The sequence below is a fragment of the uncultured Kluyvera sp. genome (assembly GCF_902485085.1).
GTDB classification, from domain to species: Bacteria; Pseudomonadota; Gammaproteobacteria; order Enterobacterales; family Enterobacteriaceae; genus Kluyvera; species Kluyvera ascorbata.
In genome coordinates this window covers 25,788-48,045 of the sequence record NZ_CABTJS010000050.1, presented here as the reverse complement: position 1 = coordinate 48,045, position 22,258 = coordinate 25,788, and the positions used below count along the sequence as shown (strand labels likewise).

Genomic DNA, 22,258 nt, shown 5'->3' with positions numbered 1-22,258 from the left:
ACATGACGGATAATCCGAACAAAAAATCCATTTGGGATAAAATCCACCTCGATCCCGCCATGCTGCTCATTCTGCTGGCGCTGCTGACCTACAGTGCTCTGGTTATCTGGAGCGCCAGCGGCCAGGATATGGGTATGATGGAGCGAAAAATCGGCCAGATTGCGATGGGCATCGTCATCATGATCGTGATGGCGCAAATCCCGCCGCGCGTATACGAAGGCTGGGCTCCGTGGCTCTATATCTTCTGTATTATCCTGCTCGTGGCGGTGGACGCCTTTGGCGCAATCTCTAAAGGCGCGCAGCGCTGGCTGGATCTGGGTGTCGTCCGCTTCCAGCCGTCAGAAATTGCCAAAATCGCGGTACCACTGATGGTGGCGCGTTTTATCAACCGCGATGTCTGCCCACCGACGTTGAAAAACACTGGGATTGCACTGGTACTGATTTTCCTGCCAACCCTGTTGGTTGCCGCGCAGCCTGACCTCGGGACCTCGATTCTGATCGCACTCTCTGGCCTGTTCGTACTGTTCCTGGCAGGCTTAAGCTGGCGTTTAATTCTGATTGCCGTTCTGCTGGTCGCTGCCTTTATCCCGATATTGTGGTTCTTCCTGATGCACGACTATCAACGTCAGCGCGTCATGATGCTCATGGACCCAGAATCAGACCCGCTGGGCGCGGGTTACCACATTATTCAATCTAAAATCGCCATTGGCTCCGGTGGCCTGCGCGGGAAAGGCTGGCTGCACGGTACCCAGTCGCAGCTCGAGTTTCTACCGGAACGCCACACCGACTTTATCTTCGCGGTGCTTTCAGAAGAGCTGGGTCTTATCGGCATTCTTATCCTTCTGGCGCTCTACGTCCTGCTGATTATGCGCGGACTGTGGATTGCCGCTCAGGCGCAAACGTCCTTCGGCCGCGTGATGGCCGGCGGTTTAATGTTGATTTTATTCGTTTATGTCTTCGTAAATATTGGTATGGTAAGTGGCATCTTACCGGTGGTTGGCGTACCGCTACCGCTGGTCAGCTACGGGGGCTCGGCCCTAATCGTACTAATGGCCGGGTTTGGTATCGTCATGTCGATACACACCCACAGAAAAATGTTGTCAAAAAGCGTCTAAGGGGTGCTCAATGCGTAAGCAATGGCTTGGGATCTGCATAGCGGCAGGGCTGCTGGCGGCTTGTTCGAGCGATGATGTTCAGCAAAAAACCGTCTCTGCACCACAACCTGCGGTATGTAACGGCCCGTCGGTAGAAATCAGCGGGGCCGATCCGCACTTTGAGACCCTGAATGCAACCGCAAATCAGGACTATGAACGTGACGGTAAGAAATACAAAATCGTTCAGGACCCATCAAACTTCAGCCAGGCCGGTCTCGCCGCCATTTATGATGCCGAACCGGGCAGCAACCTGACCGCTTCCGGTGAAGCTTTTGACCCGACGCAGTTGACGGCGGCACACCCGACGTTGCCTATCCCAAGCTACGCGCGTATCACCAACCTGGCCAACGGTCGAATGATCGTGGTACGCATTAACGATCGCGGCCCTTATGGCAACGATCGTGTAATCTCTCTTTCTCGCGCAGCAGCGGACCGTCTGAACACCTCCAACAATACCAAGGTCCGTATCGACCCGATTATTGTGGCTCAGGATGGTTCACTTTCCGGTCCAGGCATGGCCTGTACCACCGTGGCGAAACAGACCTACGCCCTGCCGAGCCGCCCGGACCTGAGTGGCGGGATGGGCAGCGCCTCTTCCGCCCCGCAGGCCAGCGCGCCACAGGGTGACGTTCGCGCGATCAGCAACGATACCCTGACCTCCGCCGACAACGGCGAAGGCGCACCGGTGAAAAGCGGCGGCTTCCTTGGCGCGCCAACGCCATTAAATAGCGGCGTGCTGGAAGAGCCGGCTCCAACACCAGCCCCTGCCGCGACGGCAGCACCGGTGAGCGCGCCAGCAAGCACCGCTCCGGTTAGCGCCCCAGCGGCCGCAGCCGTTGCCGCCCCGGCCGCCGCCTCAACCGCATCCGCGGCCACCGGCGATTACGTCGTTCAGGTGGGTGCCGTTAGCGATCAGACGCGTGCACAGCAGTATCAACAGCGCTTAAGTCAGCAGTTTTCCGTCCCGGGCCGCGTCACGCAAAACGGCGCGGTCTGGCGTATTCAGCTCGGCCCGTTCGGCAGCAAAAGCGCGGCCAGCACAATACAACAGCGTTTGCAGAGCGAAGCGCAGCTGCAATCGTTTATTACTCACGCCAACTAGAACGCTCAGAGGTATCCGAATCTTCGTATATGTAAAAGTCGTTAACAAACTCATATACGATGTCGGATGCCTGTCTGTGGGGCATTTGCTATAGTAAGGCACTTTTTAACTCCATCACGGATGTCGTTGTTTTGACCATGAAGACCTCTTTTTTCGCTCGCTTACTCATTCCGGCGCTCTCCGTCGCAGCACTGTCTTCCGCTGCCCACGCCGATGACCTGAACATCAAAACCATGATCCCAGGCGTTCCGCAGATTGACGCGGAATCCTACATTCTTATTGATTACAACTCCGGTAAAGTTCTGGCTGAGCAGAATGCTGACAGCCGTCGCGACCCGGCGAGCCTGACCAAAATGATGACCAGCTACGTCATCGGCCAGGCAATGAAAGCAGGTAAATTTAAAGAGTCAGATTTAGTCACCATCGGCAACGATGCCTGGGCGACCGGCAACCCGGTATTCAAAGGCTCTTCCCTGATGTTCCTGAAGCCTGGCATGCAGGTTCCTGTATCTCAGCTTATCCGTGGTATTAACCTGCAGTCCGGTAACGATGCGTGCGTCGCAATGGCCGACTACGTGGCCGGTAGCCAGGATGCTTTCGTTGGCTTGATGAACAGCTACGTCACCGCGCTGGGCCTGCAGAACACGCACTTCCAGACCGTTCACGGCCTGGATGCTGATGGTCAGTACAGTTCCGCACGCGACATGGCGATGATTGGCCAGGCGCTGATCCGTGACGTACCGAACGAATACACTATCTATAAAGAAAAAGAGTTCACCTTTAACGGTATCCGTCAGCTCAACCGTAACGGTCTGCTGTGGGATAACAGCCTGAACGTGGACGGCATCAAAACCGGCCACACCGATAAAGCAGGCTACAACCTGGTCGCTTCAGCAACTGAAGGTCAGATGCGTCTGGTCTCTGCCGTGATGGGCGGTCGTACCTACAAAGGCCGTGAAACCGAAAGTAAAAAACTGCTGACCTGGGGCTTCCGTTTCTTCGAAACCGTGAACCCAATTAAAGCGGGTAAAGAGTTTGCTTCTGAGCCAGCCTGGTTTGGTGACACCGATCGCGCCTCCCTGGGCGTCGATAAAGACGTTTATCTGACCATTCCACGTGGCCGCATGAAAGACCTGAAGGCCAGCTACGTGCTGACCACCAGCGAGCTGCATGCGCCACTGCAGAAAAATCAGGTTGTGGGGACTATTAACTTCCAGTTGGATGGCAAAACCATCGATCAGCGTCCTCTGGTGGTTCTGCAGGAAATTCCCGAAGGCAACTTCTTCGGTAAGATCATTGATTACATTAAATTAATGTTCCACCACTGGTTTGGTTAAAAATCACCCACTTGAAAGTGTGATTTCCATCCCCATATACTATGCATAGTAAAAACAACTCCCGCACATTTGGCGGGAGTTGTTCTTTTTCAACACTGGAGCTGACATGAAAACCAAACTGAACGAACTGCTTGAATTCCCTACACCATTTACTTACAAAGTAATGGGTCTGGCGAAACCTGAGCTGGTTGACCTGGTGGTTGAAGTGGTACAGCGCCATGCGCCAGGTGACTACTCTCCGCAGATAAAACCGAGCAGCAAAGGCAATTACCACTCGGTGTCCATTACCATCAATGCCACTCACATTGAGCAGGTAGAGACGCTGTACGAAGAGCTGGGCAATATCGAAATCGTCCGTATGGTGCTGTAATCGCATCACCGTTACCCGGCACAGCCGGGTAACGCCTCCCCCCTTCTCCCTGTGATATACTCTGCAACCATCATTTCCCCTCTCTGCGGAGACGCTGTTTTGGACTTAAATACCCTCCTGATCCGTCAACTTGGCCTGCAACCCTACGAACCCATTTCTCAGGCAATGCATGATTTTACCGATAGTCGTGATGAATCCACGCTGGATGAAATCTGGCTGGTTGAACATCAGCCTGTGTTCACGCAAGGCCAGGCAGGCAAAGCCGAACACGTGTTGGTTCCGGGAGATATTCCGGTGATTCAGAGCGATCGGGGCGGTCAGGTGACTTATCATGGGCCGGGTCAACAGGTGATGTACGTTCTGTTAAACCTCAAACGCCGCAAACTAGGCGTACGAGAGCTGGTGACGCTTCTGGAGCAGACTGTCGTTAATACGCTGGCAGAAGTCGGCATTGAGGCACATCCGCGCGCCGATGCACCGGGTGTTTACGTCGGCGAGAAAAAAATCTGCTCCTTGGGGCTGCGCATTCGTAAAGGCTGCTCATTCCACGGTCTTGCGCTCAATATTGCCATGGATCTTTCCCCCTTCCTGAGAATTAACCCTTGTGGTTACGCGGGAATGGAAATGGCCCAGGTTTCACAATGGGTTAACGATGCGAAGCCGGAAAATATATCCCCACGATTAGTCTCCCATTTTTTAGCGCTGCTAAACAATCCACCTCACGAATATATCAACGCTTAATATATTATATATTTTGGCCCAATAATCCGTTGGGCCATTCACTATATTTTTCTGCTGCCCTTTACAATAAGGGAATGATTCTCTATTTTTTTTGAATGTTCTCGCCATAAAATGCATCGTAGATCGCAATTTTGCGCAAAAAAACGCATATAAACATAGATCACATCAATGCATTAGCTTTACTAATGCATTGACTCATAACGCAAAAATCTCGTTTTTATCTTGCGATCGAGTGGCGTCCAGAATAATAATATTATTATTACGATAAACTATCATTCATGGTGTGAATGAATGCGGGGTAAGCAGTGTGGATTATAACGATAAGCCTGAAAATAAAACCAACCTTAATGTCGAAAATGACACGCCACAAATTTTCCGTACGCTACGTAATATAGATCTTAATTTATTGACCATATTTGAAGCGGTATATGTGCATAAAGGCATCGTAAATGCTGCGAAAATACTGAATCTCACCCCATCTGCGATAAGTCAGTCAATTCAGAAACTTAGACTCCTCTTCCCCGATCCCCTTTTTATTCGTAAAGGTCAAGGTGTCACACCAACGGCCTATGCTACCCATCTTCATGAATATATCAGCCAGGGTCTGGAGTCGATTCTTGGGGCGCTGGACCTGAACGGCAGCTACGACAAGCAGCGGGTCATCACCATCGGCACCGCCGCCTCCGTGGGCGCCATTGTCATGCCGGTCATCTACCAAATTGTGAAAAAGACCTACCCGCAGGTTCTGCTGCGCAACGTTGCCGTGACGGATGCAAACGCACAGCTCAGCCAGTTTCAGACCGATCTCATCATCGATAACCACGAACATAACAATCCGCGCACGCTGGGACGTCATTCGCTATTCAGCGACAGACTGGTGTTGGTGTGCCGCAACGAGCACCCGGCAGTTGATGAAGAACCTTCTCTGGACACGCTGATGCAGTACGAGCACACGCTGCTGACGATGGACGGTGCGGGGCAAAATGACCAGTACAAACGTATTCGCGATATGCTTCCCGATCGCCAGGTTAGCGTAAGCAGTTACAACCTGTTCACCATCGCGTCACTGATTGCCTCAAGCAACCTGATCGGCATCATGCCGCTGCGCTTTTATCATATCTTCAAACAGTGCTGGCCGTTGAAGACGCTGGATTTCGAACCGCTCCAGCAGGAACGCGTCGACTTTTCATTGCATTACAACAAACTCAGCCTGCGCGACCCGGTAATGCAAAACATTATCAACGTCATCCACCAGGCGTTTTGAGCCTCCAGCTCCTCATCCTTCCTTAGCCGGCAAAAAAGCATTATTCAACAACTATTTTACAATTTGCCGGCACGGTAGGCTGCTTTATGCCCCATTTAAATGGTATACTGCCTGCTATAAATTCAAAAATAGTTGATAAATACAACATTCCCTTGAATTGAAACGCTTTCCCTCGATACTCGGAACTGGAACACGTACGCTATGAGTAAACCCATTGTGATGGAACGCGGTGTTAAGTACCGCGATGCCGATAAAATGGCCCTTATCCCGGTTAAAAACGTGGCAACAGAGCGCGAAGCGCTGCTGCGAAAACCGGAATGGATGAAAATTAAACTTCCGGCAGACTCCTCCCGTATCCAGGGTATCAAAGCAGCCATGCGTAAAAATGGCCTGCACTCCGTCTGTGAAGAAGCGTCCTGCCCTAACCTGGCTGAGTGCTTTAACCACGGCACCGCTACCTTTATGATTCTGGGCGCCATCTGTACCCGTCGCTGCCCGTTCTGCGACGTTGCCCACGGTCGCCCGGTGGCCCCGGATGCTAACGAACCACAAAAACTGGCCCAGACTATTGCCGATATGGCGCTGCGCTATGTGGTTATCACCTCTGTGGATCGTGACGATCTGCGTGACGGTGGCGCTCAGCACTTCGCTGATTGCATTACAGCAATTCGTGAGAAGAGCCCAACCATTAAGATTGAAACCCTGGTGCCGGACTTCCGCGGCCGTATGGATCGCGCGTTAGAGATCCTGACCGCAACCCCTCCGGATGTTTTCAACCATAACCTGGAGAACGTGCCGCGTATTTATCGCCAGGTTCGCCCAGGTGCCGACTATAACTGGTCATTAAAACTGCTTGAGCGTTTCAAAGAAGCCCACCCAGAGATCCCGACCAAGTCTGGTTTGATGGTTGGTTTGGGTGAAACCAACGCGGAAATTATTGAAGTAATGCGCGATCTGCGCCGCCACGGTGTCACCATGCTGACGCTGGGTCAGTACCTGCAGCCAAGTCGTCACCACCTGCCGGTACAACGCTACGTTAGCCCTGACGAATTTGAAGAGATGAAAGCCGAAGCGCTGGCAATGGGCTTTACCCATGCAGCCTGTGGTCCGTTCGTGCGTTCGTCCTACCACGCCGATCTCCAGGCTAAAGGCATGGAAGTTAAATAAGCCCGTAGCCAGAAACAAAAAAGCCGCTCTCTGCTGAAAGCGGCTTTTTTATGCCTTAACCAGAAATAAATTGTTTCAATAAGACAATATTAGCAATGTTATTTCCATGAAAAAGGGCTACAACGTGCTTACGCTGTAGCCCCTTCCGCGGATGCTCACACCCGCGCATGGCGCACGCAAATCGGCACGCCACGTGAAACGCTGCCCTGCTTACTCTTTATGAGAGAGTTTTTCTGCCGGGGTCTCATCTGCGCTTTTTTGCGCCGTGGTTTCATCATCATTCATGGCTTTCTTGAAGCCCTTGATGGCTGAACCCAGATCCCCACCCAGAGTCCGTAATTTTTTGGTACCAAACACCAGAACAATCAGTGCTGCCACTACCAGCAGTTTGGTAATACTAATCTCACCCATAGATACCTTCTTCTCAAAAACAGGCTGCAGAATGCGCCACATCACTGTGGTTTATTAACGGTCATCTGGCGCGCGCACACAATAGCAATCTGTAACAAGGTGAATCAAGCATTGTTTAAAAAAACGTCACGTTAATTGCGGTAGCGCAAACCGTCGATTCACCAGTACTGGAAGCTGATGGCGAACGTTCAAAAGATGCTCGCGCTGAATATCAGAAACAATCAGCTGCGGTTCGGCCGTTGCGCCAGCCAGAGTGACGCCCAGCGGGTCAATAATCCGACTTTGACCAATATTCCGTGTCCCGCACTCACCGCTTGCCACGATATAACAGGTGGTATCCAGCGCACGAGCCGCAAGCAACGTTGACCAATGGTGCTCTTTTAACGGCCCACGAACCCAGGCGGCGGGCAGCGCCAGAATATCCGCCCCCTGTAGCGCGAGGGTCAACGCCAGCTCTGGAAAACGAAGATCGTAGCAGGTCAGCACACCCACCTTATAGCCTTCAACCTCAATCAGCGGCGGGAGGACATCACCGGCATCCACCCGCTTTGACTCCTGAATAGAAAATGCGTCGTAGAGGTGGAGTTTATGATAGTGGGCAATCACCTCTCCTTCACGCAGCACCACCAGCGTGTTTCTCGCACGACCTTCTCTGGAGGGAGTATGAATCGTCAACACCGTTGTTACTGAATCATTACGGCTTTGCGCTTTTAATAGCTGCATAAAACCGCCATCAAGCGGCTGTGCCGACTTCACGGACATATCAGGGTCAGTATCACTGCGCGCCAGCAGCGCTTCAGGCAACACCAACAAAGACGTACCCGCCTCCGCTGCCGAGCGCATCAGCGCCACACAGCGTTGCGCATTGACCTGCCACTCCGGCGTGACAGCAAACTGTCCTGCAGCTACCCGCATCCCCACTCCTCAGGTTCTACTAATATATCAATATGATGAATGCTGATGAGTATATAGCCAGATTCATCTATTCAGCGTTAAACTGAACCCATTAATAGAAAATGGCAGGAAACTCGCACGATGCAACTTTTGTTGGCCGTTTTTATTGGCGGAGGTACCGGGAGCGTGGCTCGCTGGCTGCTGAGCCTGAAACTCAATCCCATGCATCACGCCATCCCTCTGGGCACGTTAACAGCAAACCTGATTGGGGCGTTTATCATTGGTGCCGGGCTTGCCTGGTTTAATCGTCTACCACAGGTAGACCCGGTCTGGAAGCTGCTCATCACCACGGGCTTTTGCGGGGGGCTGACGACCTTCTCCACCTTCTCGTCGGAAGTGGTCTTCTTACTGCAGGCAGGGAAGTTTAGCTGGGCGCTGCTGAATATTACGGTCAACCTGCTGGGCTCATTTGCGATGACCGCTCTGGCCTTCTGGCTTTTCAGCTCTAGCCGCTAGAAAAAAGATAAAAAAAACCCGCGATTAAGCGGGTTTTGAATTCTGACTGCTATTCTCGCTTACAGAGCGGTAACGTTAGCAGCAGAAGGGCCTTTGGCACCGTTAGTGATTTCGAACTCTACACGCTGACCTTCAGCCAGAGTTTTGAAACCGTTGGTCTGGATTGCAGAGAAGTGTACGAATACGTCTTTGCTGCCATCTTCCGGAGTAATGAAACCGAATCCTTTGGACTCATTAAACCACTTAACGTTACCTTTAATCTTAGACATCAAAATTACCTTTATATGAAAAAACGACACTAATCTGTGTCAGTTAACAGTACAACAATTGTCGTGGGTTTTGTCCAGCCTAACTTCGTTAAAAAGTGATAAATGTCGCTAACTTTTATTTGCGGGTTGACATTACCGTAAGCTGTGCTCCAGGCCAGTTTTAGAACTGGAAACGGAGCCACGCGAAGTAGACGTTGCCGTTGTTATAGGTTCCGGGAATGTAGGTCATCTGGAACGTGGCGGGCCCATAACCGATAGAGGCCATCGGCAGTGCAACCGGTACCGGGATATAATTCCAGTTATCGCGCGCAGTCACCCCAATCGTGTAACCTAACCCGAGGTGGAAATTATCGTCCGCCAGCGGTCGCCAGGTGGCTTCCCAACCGTAGCCGCCAATCGGCTCCCACTTATTAAAGGAGTCTTTAAATGCCATCAAATAGATGCCATGCCAGTTACCTTTATCATCCCAACGCGAGATACCAAAACCAGCACCCCAGGGACGTTCATTGTATTTGTCCGTCTTCTCTTTATCGTAGGCAAAACGGGCATGCCAGGTAATCGCCGGCACATACAGATCGTAGTTCTGCGGCTCATCCCAGGTCTGTACAATGTTATTGCTCAGCGTGTTATAGCCATCCTTAATCGTCCCGGTAAAAGACGCATGGGCAGAAAGAGTGGTACCGAAAAACCCTACCATCACTACTAACAGTGCGAAAAATCTATTTAGTTTTAACACGATAATCTTGCCAAAAAATGATTAATTAAGAACATTCTATCAAACGTAAGCTTAATGATATCTTAACCGCCGCAGCGACTTAGTTTTTTTCTTCATCTGAATTATAAATTAGAATTTTCCTAAACAAACTGTCAAGCCAACCTAACGGCCTAAGCTAAATTATAATGCATACTGACTGCCAACGATAAGCATTCTCGTCCAGACTCGAGAAAACCATAAATAAAAAGTGCCTTCTGATAATAATCGGCTAAATGCTTAACATATTATTTTCGGAATATGAGAATAAATACTTAATAATTAAATGACGGATTATTTTGCGCGTTTTTTATGCAGCTTTATCTCATCACCAATCGCCTGTAAAAGAATGCTATCCCTCTTCGCAACAACTGATGCTATCAGGCTTTTATCCCTACAAATGGTAAGGTGACATTTCATTTCCTCTGGCTGTATAGTATTCCACCAGCACGCTATACTCACTGTGGTGACAATGTTCCACTTTGTGAGTACACCGACCAAATGATCATTTCGCTTTCTTTAATTACTCTTTTTATTGATTTTCATCAGCTAAATTTGTCGTTTTTTTCGGCACATTTCACCCCTTACTTTTGATGCAGCACTGCGTCAATTTTTACAACTGGGCGATAGGTGTTAATAATGTTAACGTTCTTTGAACTCCTGATTGGTGTTGTGGTTATTGTGGGCGTGGCTCGCTACATCATCAAAGGTTACTCTGCAACGGGGGTCCTTTTCGTCGGTGGTTTACTGCTACTGATTGCCAGCGCATTGATGGGCCACAAGATTTTACCTAGCAGTGAAACCAGCACCGGTTACTCTGCAACCGATATTATTGAATATATCAAGATCTTATTGATGAGCCGCGGCGGCGACCTCGGCATGATGATCATGATGCTCTGCGGTTTTGCCGCTTATATGACGCATATCGGCGCTAACGATATGGTCGTTAAGTTAACCTCCAAGCCGCTGAAATTTATTAACTCGCCTTATATACTGATGATTGCCGCCTATTTTGTGGCCTGTCTGATGTCGCTGGCCGTCTCTTCAGCGACCGGGCTTGGCGTATTACTGATGGGCACGCTATTCCCGGTGATGGTTAACGTAGGTATCAGCCGTGGTGCAGCCGCCGCTATTTGTGCGTCACCCGCCGCCATTATTCTCTCCCCTACTTCCGGTGACGTGGTGCTGGCGGCAAAAGCCGCAGAAATGCCGTTGATTGATTTTGCGTTTAAAACCACACTGCCTATTTCCATCATTGCCATTATTGCTATGGCGATTACCCATTTCTTCTGGCAGCGCTACCTGGATAAAAAAGAGAATATTTCTCACGAAATGCTGGATGTCAGTGAAATTACCACCACGGCACCTCGCTTCTATGCCATCCTGCCGTTTACGCCAATTGTCGGGGTACTGATTTTTGACGGTAAATGGGGCCCGGAGCTGCATATTATTGCCATCCTGGTTATCTGCATGCTGCTGGCCGCGGTGCTGGAATTCCTGCGCGGCTTTAATACCCAAAACGTGTTTGCAGGCCTCGAAGTTGCCTATCGCGGCATGGCTGATGCATTCGCAGGCGTGGTGATGCTGTTGGTTGCGGCGGGCGTATTTGCCCAGGGTCTGAGCACTATCGGCTTTATTAACAGCCTGATTTCCATCGCAACCTCGTTCGGTTCCGCCAGCATTATACTGATGTTGGTACTGGTTATACTGACAATGCTGGCAGCAATGACCACCGGTTCCGGTAACGCACCGTTCTATGCTTTTGTTGAGATGATTCCAAAGCTGGCGCAATCCTCCGGCGTCAACCCCGCGTATCTTTCTATTCCGATGCTGCAGGCCTCTAACCTCGGCCGTACTATCTCTCCGGTCTCCGGCGTGGTAGTAGCGGTAGCCGGTATGGCGAAAATATCTCCGTTTGAAGTGGTTAAGCGCACATCGCTGCCGGTTATCATTGGTCTCATCGCGGTCATCATCGCCACCGAGATTCTGGTGCCCGGCGTCGCCGCGTAATCATTTATTGGCTAAATAAATAAGGCGCCTGAAGGCGCCTTATTTTATTATGTAATAACGTCACTAAATGAATTAAACCGTGGAGTCAGGAATATGTTAAGGAAGAATATTGTGTCAGGATGCGCGCTGCTGCTCTGCGCTGGCAGCCTTCATGCTGCCCCGCTGGAGCCTACACAATATGGCGACTTCGACCGTTACGTCCTGGCACTCTCCTGGCAAACCGGTTTTTGCCAGAGCCAGCATGATAGGAATCGCAACGAACCGCTGGAATGCCAGCAACAAAAAGAGGCCGTAAACAAGGCCGATTACCTCACCGTACATGGATTATGGCCTGGCCTGCCGGGCTCAATTGCCTCTCGTGGTGTCGATAACAATCGCTGGATGCGGTTTGGCTGCGCAACCCGCCCGATTCCAAACATGCCGGAAGCAAAAGCCAGCCGCAAATGCGCCGCTGAAGAGACCGGCTTATCGCTGGAAGTCGCCAATAAGCTCAATCAGGTGATGCCGGGTAGCGGTGGGAACACCTGTCTTGAGCGCTACGAGTATGCAAAACACGGCGTCTGCTTTGGTTTTGATCCGGATGCCTATTTCGGCACAATGGTGCGCCTGAACGGCGAAGTGAAACAAAGCGCGCTCGGCCAGTTCCTTGCCGCCAACTATGGCAAAACCGTCACCCGTGCAAGCTTTGACGATGCGGTCGCCCGCGCCTTCGGCAAAGAGAGTGTCAAGGCAGTGAAACTAACGTGCAACGGCAATCCGGCTTATCTGACCGAAATGCAGATTGCGATTAAATCTGCCAGCATCAACAACCCATTGACGGCAGATTCGCTGCTCCCGCAGCCGCATCCCGGCAACTGTGGCAAACAGTTCGTTCTGGATAAAATCGGTTACTAAACATGCGGTAATGCCCCCGGTTCTCGGGGGCAATTCATACTATTGCTCGATAAACGACAGCAGATCTTCATTGATCTGATGTTTGTGCGTGGTGCAGATCCCGTGCGATCCGCCGCGATACACCTTCAGCTCCGCGTTTGGCAACATTTCAGCCGCCACCTTGCCGCAGGTTTCAAACGGCACAATCTGGTCATCATCGCCGTGAATCACCAGCGTCGGGATGGTCATTCTGCGCAGGTCCTCACGCAAGTCGGTTTCCGAGAAGGCCTTGATACAGTCATATAGCGCCTTAATCGAGCCCTGAAGTCCTTGCTCAACAAAGCCTTCACGCACCGCTTTCGACTCCTTCGCGCCAGGACGGTTATAGCCGTAAAACGCCGCCGTCAGCTCGTAGAAGAATGCGCCACGATCGTTAATCACGCCGTCACGAATACCATCGAACACCTCAAGCGGCACGCCGTTCGGGTTAAAGTCCGTCTTAACCATGATGGGCGTTACGGCGCCAATCAGCACTGCCTTCGCCACTCGCTGCGTACCGTGTCGACCAATATAGCGCGCAACTTCACCGCCACCGGTCGAGTGCCCAACGTGCACCGCGTCTTTCAGATTAAGGTGAACCGTCAGCTCTGCCAGATCGTCCGCATACTGATCCATATTGTGCCCATCCCAGGGTTGCGCCGAGCGTCCGTGGCCTCGTCTGTCGTGGGCGATAACCCGATATCCCTTTGACCCCAGATACAGCATCTGATCCTCAAACGCATCAGACGTCAGCGGCCAGCCGTGGCTGAATACAATTGGCTGTCCACTCCCCCAATCTTTAAACCAGAGATAACTACCATCTTTCAGGGTCAGTTTATCGAAACCACTCATACGATCTCCTGTACAGGAAGGACGCTGCCAGGTGCAGCCTAAAAAGAATAATCCAGATTTATAGATTGCGAGGTATTTCGCATAAAATTCACACAACGAAGATTATTGCCATCTTCGAATGTGCGCTGTATCACTTCAAACCTGACGCCAGGATCAGTATGATGGGATGAGATGAACCCTTGCCGCTGGCGGTGAGGGTTTTCTTTTGGATAATCGATAGACATGGAGTAAATAATGACCAGACCTGCCATCATTATTAATGAGTTCGATGCCGAGCGTATCGACCGCCTGCTTGAGCAACCTGCTTACGCAAATTCCCCGGTGGCGAACGCGCTAAACGACGAACTGGATCGTGCCCAGATGTGTGCCCCTGAGGACATGCCGCATGATGTAGTGAGTATGAATAGCCAGGTCAGATTCCGCGATCTCACGACCGGTGAAGAGCGTGTCCGCACGCTGGTCTTCCCGGCACAGATGACCGACAGCAGCACCCAGCTTTCGGTGATGGCGCCCGTTGGCGCAGCGCTGCTTGGCCTGCGTGCAGGCAGTGCGATTCACTGGGAGTTACCGGGCGGTACTTCAACCCACCTGGAAGTTCTTGAACTACTGTATCAGCCGGAAGCGGCGGGCGAATTTCATCGCTAACCTTCCGCGTTAATCAATTAAGAGGATGTTATGCATCCTCTTTCTGTTTTGCCCCGCCTAACGAAACTTTACAACTCCCCTGTCCTCGATAAACTATTTTGCGAACTAAATGACATATTCAGAACGTATTATGTGTTCTGATAGTTCCACAAAGACAAGGAGGAGCCATATGTACAAAACAATCATTATGCCAGTTGATGTTTTTGAGATGGAGTTAAGTGACAAAGCCGTTCGTCACGCTGAATTTTTAGCTCAGCAGGAGGGGATTATCCATCTGCTGCACGTGTTGCCCGCATCGGCAAGCTACACCATGAGCCGTTTTGCCGCCGATCTACGACGCTTTGAAGAGCATTTGCAGAAAGAAGCCGAAAGCCGCTTGACCACGATGGTGAGCCATTTCTCTATTGATCCTTCCCGCATTAAGCTTCACGTTCGTCTCGGTAGCGTTCGCGATGCGGTCAATGAGCTGGCGGAAGAGCTGAATGCCGATATGGTCGTCATTGGTTCACGTAACCCGTCCATCAGCACGCACCTTCTTGGCTCTAACGCCTCAAGCGTTATCCGCCACGCGCACATCCCCGTTTTAGTCGTCAGATAATGTAGCCCGGCCAGGCGAAATACCGCCGGGAAATAGCTAACGTATAAAAAAAGGCCACCTTTCGGTGGCCTTTGACATTGCAGGCATTGTCTTCTTTTTTATGCAGTTTTGGTACGAATCAGGTAGTCAAATGAACTCAGTGACGCCTTCGCACCTTCGCCAGTGGCGATAATAATCTGTTTGTACGGCACGGTGGTGCAGTCGCCCGCGGCGAATACGCCCTTCAGGTTAGTTTCGCATTTCGCATCAATAATGATTTCGCCCATGCGATTGCGCTCAATGGTGCCTTCGAGCCAGTTGGTGTTTGGCAGCAGACCAATCTGGACAAAAATACCCGCCAGCGCAACGTGATGCTCATCGCCGGTCACACGGTCACGATATTGCAGTCCGGTCACCTTGCTGCCGTCGCCTTTCACTTCAGTGGTCTGCGCGTTCAGAATAATGTCGACGTTTTTCAGGCTGCGCACTTTATCCTGCAGCACCTGGTCAGCCTTCATTTCTGGCGCAAACTCAAGCAGAGTCACGTGTTCAACAACACCGGCCAGATCGATAGCCGCTTCCACGCCGGAGTTACCGCCGCCGATCACCGCCACGCGTTTGCCTTTAAACAGCGGGCCGTCACAGTGTGGGCAGTAGGTCACACCTTTGGTGCGATACTGATCTTCACCCGGAACGTTCATGTTACGCCATTTGGCACCGGTCGCAATGATAATGCTGCGTGCTTTCAGCACCGCGCCAGAGGCAGTTTCAATCTGATGCAGGCCGCCTTCAACCGCGGCAGGAATCAGTTTAGACGCACTCTGGGAGTCAATCACGTCCACGTCGTACTCGCTCACGTGCGCCTTCAATGCGCCTGCCAGCTTCTGACCTTCGGTCTTTGGCACCGAGATATAGTTTTCAATATCGACGGTATCCAGCACCTGGCCGCCAAAACGCTCGCCCATCAGACCGGTACGGATACCTTTACGCGCAGAGTAAACCGCTGCCGCAGCGCCGGACGGGCCGGAGCCGACGATCAGCACATCATAAGCGTCACGTTTGTTCAGCTCTTCCGCTGCACGTTTTTCCGCGCCGGTATCCACTTTGGCAACAATTTCCGCCAGCGTCATGCGACCCTGACCAAATTCCTGACCGTTCATAAACACCGCCGGAACGCCCATGACGTTACGATCGGTAATTTCGTTCTGGTAAGTCCCGCCGTCAATCGCCGTATGCTTGATGCGCGGATTCAGTACCGCCATCAGGTTCAGCGCCTGCACCACGTCAGGGCAGTTGTGGCAAGAGAGCGAGTAGTACGTTTCAAACTCAAAATCGCCGTCGATATCGCGGATCTGTTCCAGCAGAGACTGCGCTTCTTTCGACGGATGGCCGCCGGTCCACAGCAGCGCCAGCACCAGCGAGGTGAACTCGTGGCCCAGCGGGGAACCTGCAAAGCGTGGACCCTGGTGGGAACCTGGATTAGTAATCAGGAACGATGGCTTACGTACCGCGAGCGTGTTGTCTTCTTTAAAGGTGACTTTGTCTGACAGTTCAGCGATTTCAGCCAACAGTTCCTTGATCTCTGCCGATTTTGCGCTGTCATCCAGCGTGGCAATCAGCTCAACAGGTTTGGTCAGCTTCTCAAGATAAGCCTTGAGCTGGGTTTTCATGTTGGTGTCGAGCATTTTTATCTCCTGGGCTTAAAACATCATCATGCAAGCGGCCAGATACGAGCTGCGTGTAAGCAACTTGCATCATGATGCTGGAATAAAACAGGCGCAGAAGTGCGCCTGTGGGATACCGGATGGCACTGCGTTTATCCGGCCTACATACTGTAGGCCAGTGCCGTGCCATCGAGCAGACAACTTAGATTTTGCCGACCAGGTCCAGAGATGGAGCCAGAGTAGCTTCGCCTTCTTTCCATTTAGCCGGGCAAACTTCGCCTGGGTGGGAAGCAACATACTGAGCCGCTTTGATTTTACGCAGCAGGTCAGATGCGTCACGGCCGATACCTTCAGCGGTAACTTCGATAGCCTGGATGATACCCTGTGGGTCAACAACGAAGGTGGCACGGTCAGCCAGGCCTTCATCTTCACGCATGTTGTCGAAGTTACGGGTCAGGGCGCCAGTCGGGTCACCGATCATCGCGTATTTGATTTTCGCGATGGTGTCAGAGCTGCTGTGCCATGCTTTGTGGGTGAAGTGGGTATCGGTAGATACGGAGTACACGTCCACGCCCAGTTTCTGCAGTTCTTCGTAATGGTCTGCTACGTCGCCCAGTTCGGTTGGGCATACGAAGGTGAAGTCAGCCGGGTAGAAGAAGAAGACGCTCCAGCGACCTTCGGTATCTTTCTCAGTAACTTCTACGAATTCACCGTTTTTGAACGCCTGGTTTTTGAAAGGCTTGATTTTAGTATTAATTAAAGACATCGAGTACTTCCTCCGTGTTTTCGTTGAGGTCTAAGTTAACGACTTTTTCCTGATTCGACCAATGCGTTTACATTATCAAATCAATAAGCGTTATCTAACAACCGGAACAAGACAGCTTTGTGAACCCATGTTGAGAGTGCGCACGATTCGCTCATCCTCAAACGTAAAAAGGCCGCAACACGGCGGCCCTGTTACCTGAATTCCCAGCAGGTGAATTCAGCGCCAGCAGCGCTGGCATGTTGTTGCGCTCTCTATCACCCTAAACAAAGGTGTTAACAGCGTCTTGATTACATCACCCGGGTCCACAAAGGGCAATCAACCTGCCGTCGATCTTCTCTATGGCTGTGATAGGCTACGCCGTTTATTGCAGATTACCCACTGATTTTACATTGCTTTTCCATGAAAAAGTCTTCTTTACCACCATCGTTTTAGCGCGATAAAGGTGTCCTCGAACAGGTCGCGGCGAAGTGGGTGAAATGGGTAGGTTGTCGAATCGTCAACTTAATACCCAGACATTTTACATAGAGGACAATAATATTTTGCATATCGTTATATAGAGGACTGAATATAACAAAAACCATATTATGTTGAAACAAAGTATTTGTTACATTAATTATATTTAAATTCAGAATAATAAGCTTACTTTCATTAGCAGTGGATAAACGGAGTTTTATGATATATATTTAGAAATAGTTTAACCACATTGTAGTTTTTCGAACACATGGATTGTGACGGATGGAGCAAAAGAGAGCTTCATTCAACATAAGGAATAACAATGGCCAACCTCTATAATCTCAAGAGATTCGATCTCAATCTGCTCGTTATTTTTGAATGTATCTATCAAAATCTGAGCATCAGCAAAGCAGCGCAAACATTATTTATCACGCCATCTGCGGTCAGTCAGTCGCTACAGCGGCTACGCATTCAGTTAGATGACCCCTTATTTGTTCGTTCAGGAAAAGGTATTTCTCCCACCACCGTGGCAGAAAATTTACATCTCCATCTGGTAGAAAACCTGAACAGTATTGAACAAACGATTAACATTACGGAAAAAAGCAATCTCAAAAAACGTTTTGTCGTTTACGGTCCACAGCTTCATGCCTCGCCAAAGTTGATCCGCTTTATGAACATCCTGCTTGAAGAGCCCAATCTTGAGGTGGTTTACCATGATACTGCAGCGGGAACGGATAATATTGAAGAGATGATGAACTATCGCAAAGCTGACGTGGTCTTCACCATGGAGGCTTGCCACAATCGGGCGCTCGTAAGCGTACCGTTTTGGGAATGTCCGGTCGTACTGGTATGCCGTAAAGATCACCCTCGTTTGAATAATACCGCAACGCCAGAAGATCTTGTAAAGGAACGGTTTGCACTATTTCAAACCCATGCACAGCAGGTCAAAGAATTTCGAACGACCCACAATGTCGCAGGCTTAGCTGAAAAAGATATCGCCTTTACCTCATCCTCCCTGATGACGATTTTCAGTATAATCCGTCAGAGTGATTTGGTAGGTTTTGTCCCAAAACTTATGTACGAATTATTGAAAGACACGCTTAATCTAAAAGAAATATCAGGCCTTTCACCACTTCCTACGTTTACCATATACATGGTTTATAGCCGTGCATCGCTGAGTTCACCTGTTTTTTCAGACATTATGAAAAAAGTTAAGCATCACAAATTCATTCATGAAACCGATATTTAAAATGCAACACATATTTATAGAAAATATATTATCTTATTTATTACTCCTCATAATAGCGTACTATAACCAGCATCTTTTTAGACATCATCGCCATAAAGGATTGCTGATTTATGTCAATCACAAAACTCCCCTTACCTCTCTCCGTATTGGAGGCTAGTCGGGAACGAATAAACTGGACGTTGAATAACTTACCCCGCGTTTGTATTTCTTTTTCCGGCGGAAAAGATTCAACGGTAATGCTACATTTAGCGGCAGAACAGGCCCGCCAGAATGGCAAGAAATTCAGCGTGCTGTTTATAGATTGGGAAGCTCAATTTTCCTATACCATCACCCACTGTCAGAAATTACGCGCGCGCTATAGTGACGTCATTGAGACCTTTTATTGGGTCGCTCTACCGCTGACAACCCAAAACTCACTGACCCAATTTAATCCCGAGTGGCAGTGCTGGGAGCCAGGCGCCAAATGGGTGCGCCAGCCGCCAGAAGATGCGATCACCGACCCCGACTTTTTCCCTTTTTATGAACAGGGCATGTCTTTCGAACTGTTTGTGCAGAAGTTTGCCGATTGGTTTTCACAGCAGCGCCCGGCCGCCGTGATGGTAGGGATTCGTGCCGACGAATCTTACAACCGCTTTTTGACCATCGCCTCGCAGCGCAAACGCCGTTTTGCCGATGATAAGCCCTGGACTACCGTCGCGCCGGGCAATCATGCCTGGTACATCTACCCGATCTATGACTGGAAAACGGCGGATATCTGGACCTGGTTTGCCAAAAGTAAGCAGCCCTACAACCCGCTCTATGACCTGATGTATCAGGCGGGTGTGCCGCTGCGCTACATGCGTATCTGCGAGCCTTTTGGGCCGGAGCAGCGCCAGGGATTGTGGCTCTATCACGTCCTGGAGCCTGAACGCTGGGCCGCAATGTGCCAGCGGGTGAGCGGCGCGCACAGCGGTGGTATTTATGCCGGTCAGGATAATCAGTTCTACGGCCATCGCAAAATCGAAAAACCGGAGAATTACAGCTGGCGTAGCTACGCTCATTTCCTGCTGTACAGCATGCCGGAAGCCACCGCCGAGCACTATCGCAACAAAATAGCCGTCTATCTTCACTGGTATCAAAAACAGGGATGGGAAGATATCCCGGATAGCCAGGAGAAGGACCTCGGCGCTAAAGACATTCCATCATGGCGACGAATCTGCAAAGTCTTATTAAACAATGATTACTGGTGCCGGATGCTCTCTTTCAGCCCAACAAAAGCCAGCCACTATCAACGATATCGCGCGCGTATGGGACAGAAGCGTCAACAATGGGGGTTACTATGCAACAAAGACTGATTGCCCAACTGCAAGGCTATCTAAAGACCTTAACGGATGATGAAAAAATCGAAGCAATTAACCAGTTTCGACAAGCATTGCATGAGGAGAGCCCATTTCGCGACCAGCCAATTGACTGCGTATTGTGGGTGAAAGAAGAGCAGGTTTCACCGAATAACTACAACCCCAACAATATGGCACCGCCGGAAAAACGGTTGCTGACCAAATCACTGGAAGCCGACGGTTTTACTCAACCTATTGTGGTAATTGAGAAAAATAACCACACCTATGAAATTGTTGATGGTTTCCACCGCCATCTACTCTCGCAGTCAAAAGCATCGCTGAAAAAACGCTTTCACGGTTATCTACCGGTTACACAGCTAGAGAAGAGCGATCGCTCGCAGCCATCCCGGATGGCGGCTACCATTCGCCACAACCGTGCACGCGGTCGCCATCAGATAGGCGCGATGTCCGACATCGTGCGCGAGCTGAGCCAGCTCGGCTGGGAAGATGAGAAAATCGGTCAGGAACTGGGCATGGATGCCGATGAAATTCTGCGTCTGAAGCAGATTAACGGCCTGTGTGAACTGTTTGGCAATCGCCAGTACTCACAGGCCTGGACGGTTAAATAGCTACAGCTTGCACAGACGCTCGGCGGCGGCCAGCAGCGTCGCTTCCTGTTTGGCAAAACACAGACGAATCAGCTTATGCGGGAACGGCGCCACGCAGAAGACCGACAGCGGAATCGCCGCGACGCCCACTTCGGTGGTCAGCCACTGGCAAAAACTGACATCATCAAGGTCAGAAATCGCGCTGTAATCGGCCAGCAGGAAATAGGTTCCTTCGCACGGCAGCAGCTTCAGTCGGCTCTGGCTGAGTGCATCAATAAACAAGTCACGGCGCGCCCGATAAAAATCGGGCAACTGCCGGTAGTGCTCAGGTTCAGCGCGCAGCATATCCGCCAGCGCCAGCTGTGCTGGGGTATTAACGGCAAAGGTCAGATATTGATGCACCTTACGCAGCTCGGCACTTATCGGCGCGGGTGCGACGCAGTACCCTACCTTCCAGCCGGTCATATGATAGGTTTTACCAAACGATGAAACCGCCACCGCCCGCTCGCGAAGCTGCGGATGCGCCAGCACGCTGGCGTGTCCGGCTTCGCTAAAGCAAATATGTTCATACACTTCATCGCTGAGCACGTAGATTTCCCGCTCGGCAATCGCCTGCCAGAGCGCCTCGAAATCTGCCGCCTGCCAGACGGTTGCCGAAGGGTTATGCGGGGTGTTAAGGATAACCAGACGGGTGTTATCGCTAAGCGTGTCGGCAAATTCCTGCCAGTCGACGCGGAAGTGCGGAGGCTGTAGCGCGATACGCTTGACGATGCCGCCGGAAAGTTCGACCGCGGGGGCATAGCTGTCATAGCTTGGGTCGAAACAAATAACCTCATCACCGTTACGCACCAGCGCCGTAATCGCGGCGTACAGCGCTTCGGTCGCCCCGGCGGTGACCGTAATGTCGCTATTCACATCCGGCGAGTGACCGTATAGCGCGAGCGTTTTCTCGGCAATCGCTTCACGCAGCGCCAGCGCGCCGGTCATCGGCGCATACTGGTTCGCGCCTGCGGCAACATGGTGCGCCAGACGCGCCTGAAGATAAGATGGGCCATCAAAATCGGGAAATCCCTGTGAGAGGTTAATCGCCTGGTGCTGCTGCGCCAGCGCGCTCATCTGGGTGAAAATGGTGGTACCGAGGTTAGGTAACTTGCTTTGTGGGATGAGTTGCTTATTCGTCATTCTGCGCCTGCCGCTCGTGATGCCAAAATTAACATCAATATAACACGG

The 22,258-nt window shown here is 51.0% G+C and carries 23 protein-coding genes; 15 read left to right on the top strand and 8 right to left on the bottom strand.

Annotated elements, in window-relative coordinates:
• Positions 1 to 2: 2 nt before the first annotated feature.
• The 7 genes from mrdB (at position 3) to lipA (ending at position 7,135) form a co-directional block, all read left to right on the top strand.
• The gene (gene mrdB / locus RDN66_RS06490; RefSeq protein ID WP_202216243.1) at positions 3 to 1,115 is read left to right on the top strand and encodes a peptidoglycan glycosyltransferase MrdB; all 1,113 of its coding nucleotides are present in this window, start codon (positions 3 to 5) and stop codon (positions 1,113 to 1,115) included.
• Between the two features lie 10 nt (positions 1,116 to 1,125).
• Positions 1,126 to 2,256, top strand: coding sequence for an endolytic peptidoglycan transglycosylase RlpA (gene rlpA / locus RDN66_RS06485; protein WP_035894331.1), 1,131 nt, complete (start codon positions 1,126 to 1,128; stop codon positions 2,254 to 2,256).
• Between the two features lie 137 nt (positions 2,257 to 2,393).
• On the top strand, positions 2,394 to 3,593 hold the full coding sequence (gene dacA / locus RDN66_RS06480; RefSeq protein WP_123650106.1) for a D-alanyl-D-alanine carboxypeptidase DacA: 1,200 nt from the start codon (positions 2,394 to 2,396) through the stop codon (positions 3,591 to 3,593).
• A gap of 106 nt (positions 3,594 to 3,699) precedes the next feature.
• Positions 3,700 to 3,963 carry a DUF493 family protein YbeD gene (gene ybeD / locus RDN66_RS06475; protein ID WP_035894333.1) on the top strand — a complete coding sequence of 88 codons (264 nt, stop codon included), beginning with the start codon at positions 3,700 to 3,702 and terminating at the stop codon, positions 3,961 to 3,963.
• Positions 3,964 to 4,062: 99 nt separating this feature from the next.
• Positions 4,063 to 4,704: a lipoyl(octanoyl) transferase LipB gene (gene lipB, locus RDN66_RS06470; RefSeq protein ID WP_035894334.1), complete on the top strand. Its 642-nt coding sequence runs from the start codon at positions 4,063 to 4,065 to the stop codon at positions 4,702 to 4,704.
• 307 nt (positions 4,705 to 5,011) lie between these two features.
• A complete protein-coding gene (locus tag RDN66_RS06465; RefSeq protein ID WP_035894347.1) occupies positions 5,012 to 5,968 on the top strand; it encodes a YbeF family transcriptional regulator in 957 nt (318 codons plus the stop codon).
• Positions 5,969 to 6,169: 201 nt separating this feature from the next.
• Positions 6,170 to 7,135, top strand: a complete 966-nt coding sequence (gene lipA, locus RDN66_RS06460) for a lipoyl synthase (protein WP_035894335.1) — start codon at positions 6,170 to 6,172, stop codon at positions 7,133 to 7,135.
• Positions 7,136 to 7,345: 210 nt separating this feature from the next.
• Here the strand turns inward: lipA and tatE are convergent, their stop codons facing one another.
• Positions 7,346 to 7,546 carry a twin-arginine translocase subunit TatE gene (gene tatE, locus RDN66_RS06455; protein WP_035894336.1) on the bottom strand — a complete coding sequence of 67 codons (201 nt, stop codon included), beginning with the start codon at positions 7,544 to 7,546 and terminating at the stop codon, positions 7,346 to 7,348.
• 126 nt (positions 7,547 to 7,672) lie between these two features.
• Positions 7,673 to 8,461, bottom strand: a complete 789-nt coding sequence (locus RDN66_RS06450) for a deaminated glutathione amidase (protein ID WP_035894337.1) — start codon at positions 8,459 to 8,461, stop codon at positions 7,673 to 7,675.
• A gap of 120 nt (positions 8,462 to 8,581) precedes the next feature.
• Between RDN66_RS06450 and crcB the strand changes: the two genes are divergently transcribed.
• Positions 8,582 to 8,956, top strand: a complete 375-nt coding sequence (gene crcB / locus RDN66_RS06445; protein WP_035894338.1) for a fluoride efflux transporter CrcB — start codon at positions 8,582 to 8,584, stop codon at positions 8,954 to 8,956.
• A 59-nt stretch (positions 8,957 to 9,015) separates the two neighbouring features.
• Here crcB and cspE read toward each other — a convergent pair whose 3' ends face one another.
• The gene (gene cspE / locus RDN66_RS06440) at positions 9,016 to 9,225 is read right to left on the bottom strand and encodes a transcription antiterminator/RNA stability regulator CspE (protein ID WP_000034826.1); all 210 of its coding nucleotides are present in this window, start codon (positions 9,223 to 9,225) and stop codon (positions 9,016 to 9,018) included.
• Positions 9,226 to 9,385: 160 nt separating this feature from the next.
• The gene (gene pagP / locus RDN66_RS06435) at positions 9,386 to 9,961 is read right to left on the bottom strand and encodes a lipid IV(A) palmitoyltransferase PagP (protein ID WP_374043994.1); all 576 of its coding nucleotides are present in this window, start codon (positions 9,959 to 9,961) and stop codon (positions 9,386 to 9,388) included.
• A gap of 654 nt (positions 9,962 to 10,615) precedes the next feature.
• On the opposite strand from pagP, the gene dcuC reads away from it, so the two are divergent.
• Both dcuC and rna read left to right on the top strand, forming a co-directional pair.
• Entirely contained in the window at positions 10,616 to 11,986 is a 1,371-nt protein-coding gene (gene dcuC / locus RDN66_RS06430) for an anaerobic C4-dicarboxylate transporter DcuC (RefSeq protein ID WP_123650103.1), read from the top strand.
• Between the two features lie 93 nt (positions 11,987 to 12,079).
• Positions 12,080 to 12,880 (top strand): ribonuclease I, encoded by an 801-nt coding sequence (gene rna / locus RDN66_RS06425; protein ID WP_035894341.1) that lies wholly within the window; start codon positions 12,080 to 12,082, stop codon positions 12,878 to 12,880.
• A gap of 39 nt (positions 12,881 to 12,919) precedes the next feature.
• Here rna and RDN66_RS06420 read toward each other — a convergent pair whose 3' ends face one another.
• Positions 12,920 to 13,750, bottom strand: a complete 831-nt coding sequence (locus tag RDN66_RS06420; RefSeq protein ID WP_202216245.1) for an alpha/beta fold hydrolase — start codon at positions 13,748 to 13,750, stop codon at positions 12,920 to 12,922.
• A 234-nt stretch (positions 13,751 to 13,984) separates the two neighbouring features.
• On the opposite strand from RDN66_RS06420, the gene rnk reads away from it, so the two are divergent.
• Both rnk and uspG read left to right on the top strand, forming a co-directional pair.
• Positions 13,985 to 14,395 carry a nucleoside diphosphate kinase regulator gene (gene rnk / locus RDN66_RS06415; protein WP_035894344.1) on the top strand — a complete coding sequence of 137 codons (411 nt, stop codon included), beginning with the start codon at positions 13,985 to 13,987 and terminating at the stop codon, positions 14,393 to 14,395.
• 169 nt (positions 14,396 to 14,564) lie between these two features.
• On the top strand, positions 14,565 to 14,993 hold the full coding sequence (gene uspG / locus RDN66_RS06410; protein ID WP_115074585.1) for a universal stress protein UspG: 429 nt from the start codon (positions 14,565 to 14,567) through the stop codon (positions 14,991 to 14,993).
• A 98-nt stretch (positions 14,994 to 15,091) separates the two neighbouring features.
• Here the strand turns inward: uspG and ahpF are convergent, their stop codons facing one another.
• Entirely contained in the window at positions 15,092 to 16,657 is a 1,566-nt protein-coding gene (gene ahpF, locus RDN66_RS06405) for an alkyl hydroperoxide reductase subunit F (protein ID WP_308537709.1), read from the bottom strand.
• A gap of 181 nt (positions 16,658 to 16,838) precedes the next feature.
• Entirely contained in the window at positions 16,839 to 17,402 is a 564-nt protein-coding gene (ahpC, locus tag RDN66_RS06400; RefSeq protein WP_035895873.1) for an alkyl hydroperoxide reductase subunit C, read from the bottom strand.
• Between the two features lie 775 nt (positions 17,403 to 18,177).
• Here ahpC and RDN66_RS06395 point away from each other — a divergent pair.
• From RDN66_RS06395 to RDN66_RS06385, 3 genes are all read left to right on the top strand, one after another.
• Positions 18,178 to 19,104 carry a LysR substrate-binding domain-containing protein gene (locus RDN66_RS06395; RefSeq protein ID WP_202216247.1) on the top strand — a complete coding sequence of 309 codons (927 nt, stop codon included), beginning with the start codon at positions 18,178 to 18,180 and terminating at the stop codon, positions 19,102 to 19,104.
• A gap of 110 nt (positions 19,105 to 19,214) precedes the next feature.
• Positions 19,215 to 20,438 carry a phosphoadenosine phosphosulfate reductase gene (locus RDN66_RS06390; RefSeq protein WP_202216248.1) on the top strand — a complete coding sequence of 408 codons (1,224 nt, stop codon included), beginning with the start codon at positions 19,215 to 19,217 and terminating at the stop codon, positions 20,436 to 20,438.
• Positions 20,423 to 21,049 carry a ParB/RepB/Spo0J family partition protein gene (locus RDN66_RS06385; protein ID WP_202216249.1) on the top strand — a complete coding sequence of 209 codons (627 nt, stop codon included), beginning with the start codon at positions 20,423 to 20,425 and terminating at the stop codon, positions 21,047 to 21,049. The genes RDN66_RS06390 and RDN66_RS06385 overlap by 16 nt, the downstream gene beginning before the upstream one ends.
• Here the strand turns inward: RDN66_RS06385 and RDN66_RS06380 are convergent, their stop codons facing one another.
• Positions 21,050 to 22,210, bottom strand: coding sequence for a pyridoxal phosphate-dependent aminotransferase (locus RDN66_RS06380; protein WP_202216250.1), 1,161 nt, complete (start codon positions 22,208 to 22,210; stop codon positions 21,050 to 21,052). It lies immediately after the preceding gene.
• Positions 22,211 to 22,258 lie beyond the last annotated feature (48 nt).

Coding starts and splice junctions, on each gene's coding strand:
- rna (WP_035894341.1), top strand. CDS start 12,080: ATGTTAAGGAAGAATATTGTGTCAGGATGCGCGCTGCTGCTCTGCGCT.
- ybeD (WP_035894333.1), top strand. CDS start 3,700: ATGAAAACCAAACTGAACGAACTGCTTGAATTCCCTACACCATTTACT.
- RDN66_RS06380 (WP_202216250.1), bottom strand. CDS start 22,210: ATGACGAATAAGCAACTCATCCCACAAAGCAAGTTACCTAACCTCGGT.
- tatE (WP_035894336.1), bottom strand. CDS start 7,546: ATGGGTGAGATTAGTATTACCAAACTGCTGGTAGTGGCAGCACTGATT.
- dacA (WP_123650106.1), top strand. CDS start 2,394: ATGAAGACCTCTTTTTTCGCTCGCTTACTCATTCCGGCGCTCTCCGTC.
- rnk (WP_035894344.1), top strand. CDS start 13,985: ATGACCAGACCTGCCATCATTATTAATGAGTTCGATGCCGAGCGTATC.
- uspG (WP_115074585.1), top strand. CDS start 14,565: ATGTACAAAACAATCATTATGCCAGTTGATGTTTTTGAGATGGAGTTA.
- RDN66_RS06395 (WP_202216247.1), top strand. CDS start 18,178: ATGGCCAACCTCTATAATCTCAAGAGATTCGATCTCAATCTGCTCGTT.
- RDN66_RS06420 (WP_202216245.1), bottom strand. CDS start 13,750: ATGAGTGGTTTCGATAAACTGACCCTGAAAGATGGTAGTTATCTCTGG.
- crcB (WP_035894338.1), top strand. CDS start 8,582: ATGCAACTTTTGTTGGCCGTTTTTATTGGCGGAGGTACCGGGAGCGTG.
- dcuC (WP_123650103.1), top strand. CDS start 10,616: ATGTTAACGTTCTTTGAACTCCTGATTGGTGTTGTGGTTATTGTGGGC.
- RDN66_RS06450 (WP_035894337.1), bottom strand. CDS start 8,461: ATGCGGGTAGCTGCAGGACAGTTTGCTGTCACGCCGGAGTGGCAGGTC.
- RDN66_RS06385 (WP_202216249.1), top strand. CDS start 20,423: ATGCAACAAAGACTGATTGCCCAACTGCAAGGCTATCTAAAGACCTTA.
- mrdB (WP_202216243.1), top strand. CDS start 3: ATGACGGATAATCCGAACAAAAAATCCATTTGGGATAAAATCCACCTC.
- lipA (WP_035894335.1), top strand. CDS start 6,170: ATGAGTAAACCCATTGTGATGGAACGCGGTGTTAAGTACCGCGATGCC.
- RDN66_RS06390 (WP_202216248.1), top strand. CDS start 19,215: ATGTCAATCACAAAACTCCCCTTACCTCTCTCCGTATTGGAGGCTAGT.
- rlpA (WP_035894331.1), top strand. CDS start 1,126: ATGCGTAAGCAATGGCTTGGGATCTGCATAGCGGCAGGGCTGCTGGCG.
- ahpC (WP_035895873.1), bottom strand. CDS start 17,402: ATGTCTTTAATTAATACTAAAATCAAGCCTTTCAAAAACCAGGCGTTC.
- cspE (WP_000034826.1), bottom strand. CDS start 9,225: ATGTCTAAGATTAAAGGTAACGTTAAGTGGTTTAATGAGTCCAAAGGA.
- ahpF (WP_308537709.1), bottom strand. CDS start 16,657: ATGCTCGACACCAACATGAAAACCCAGCTCAAGGCTTATCTTGAGAAG.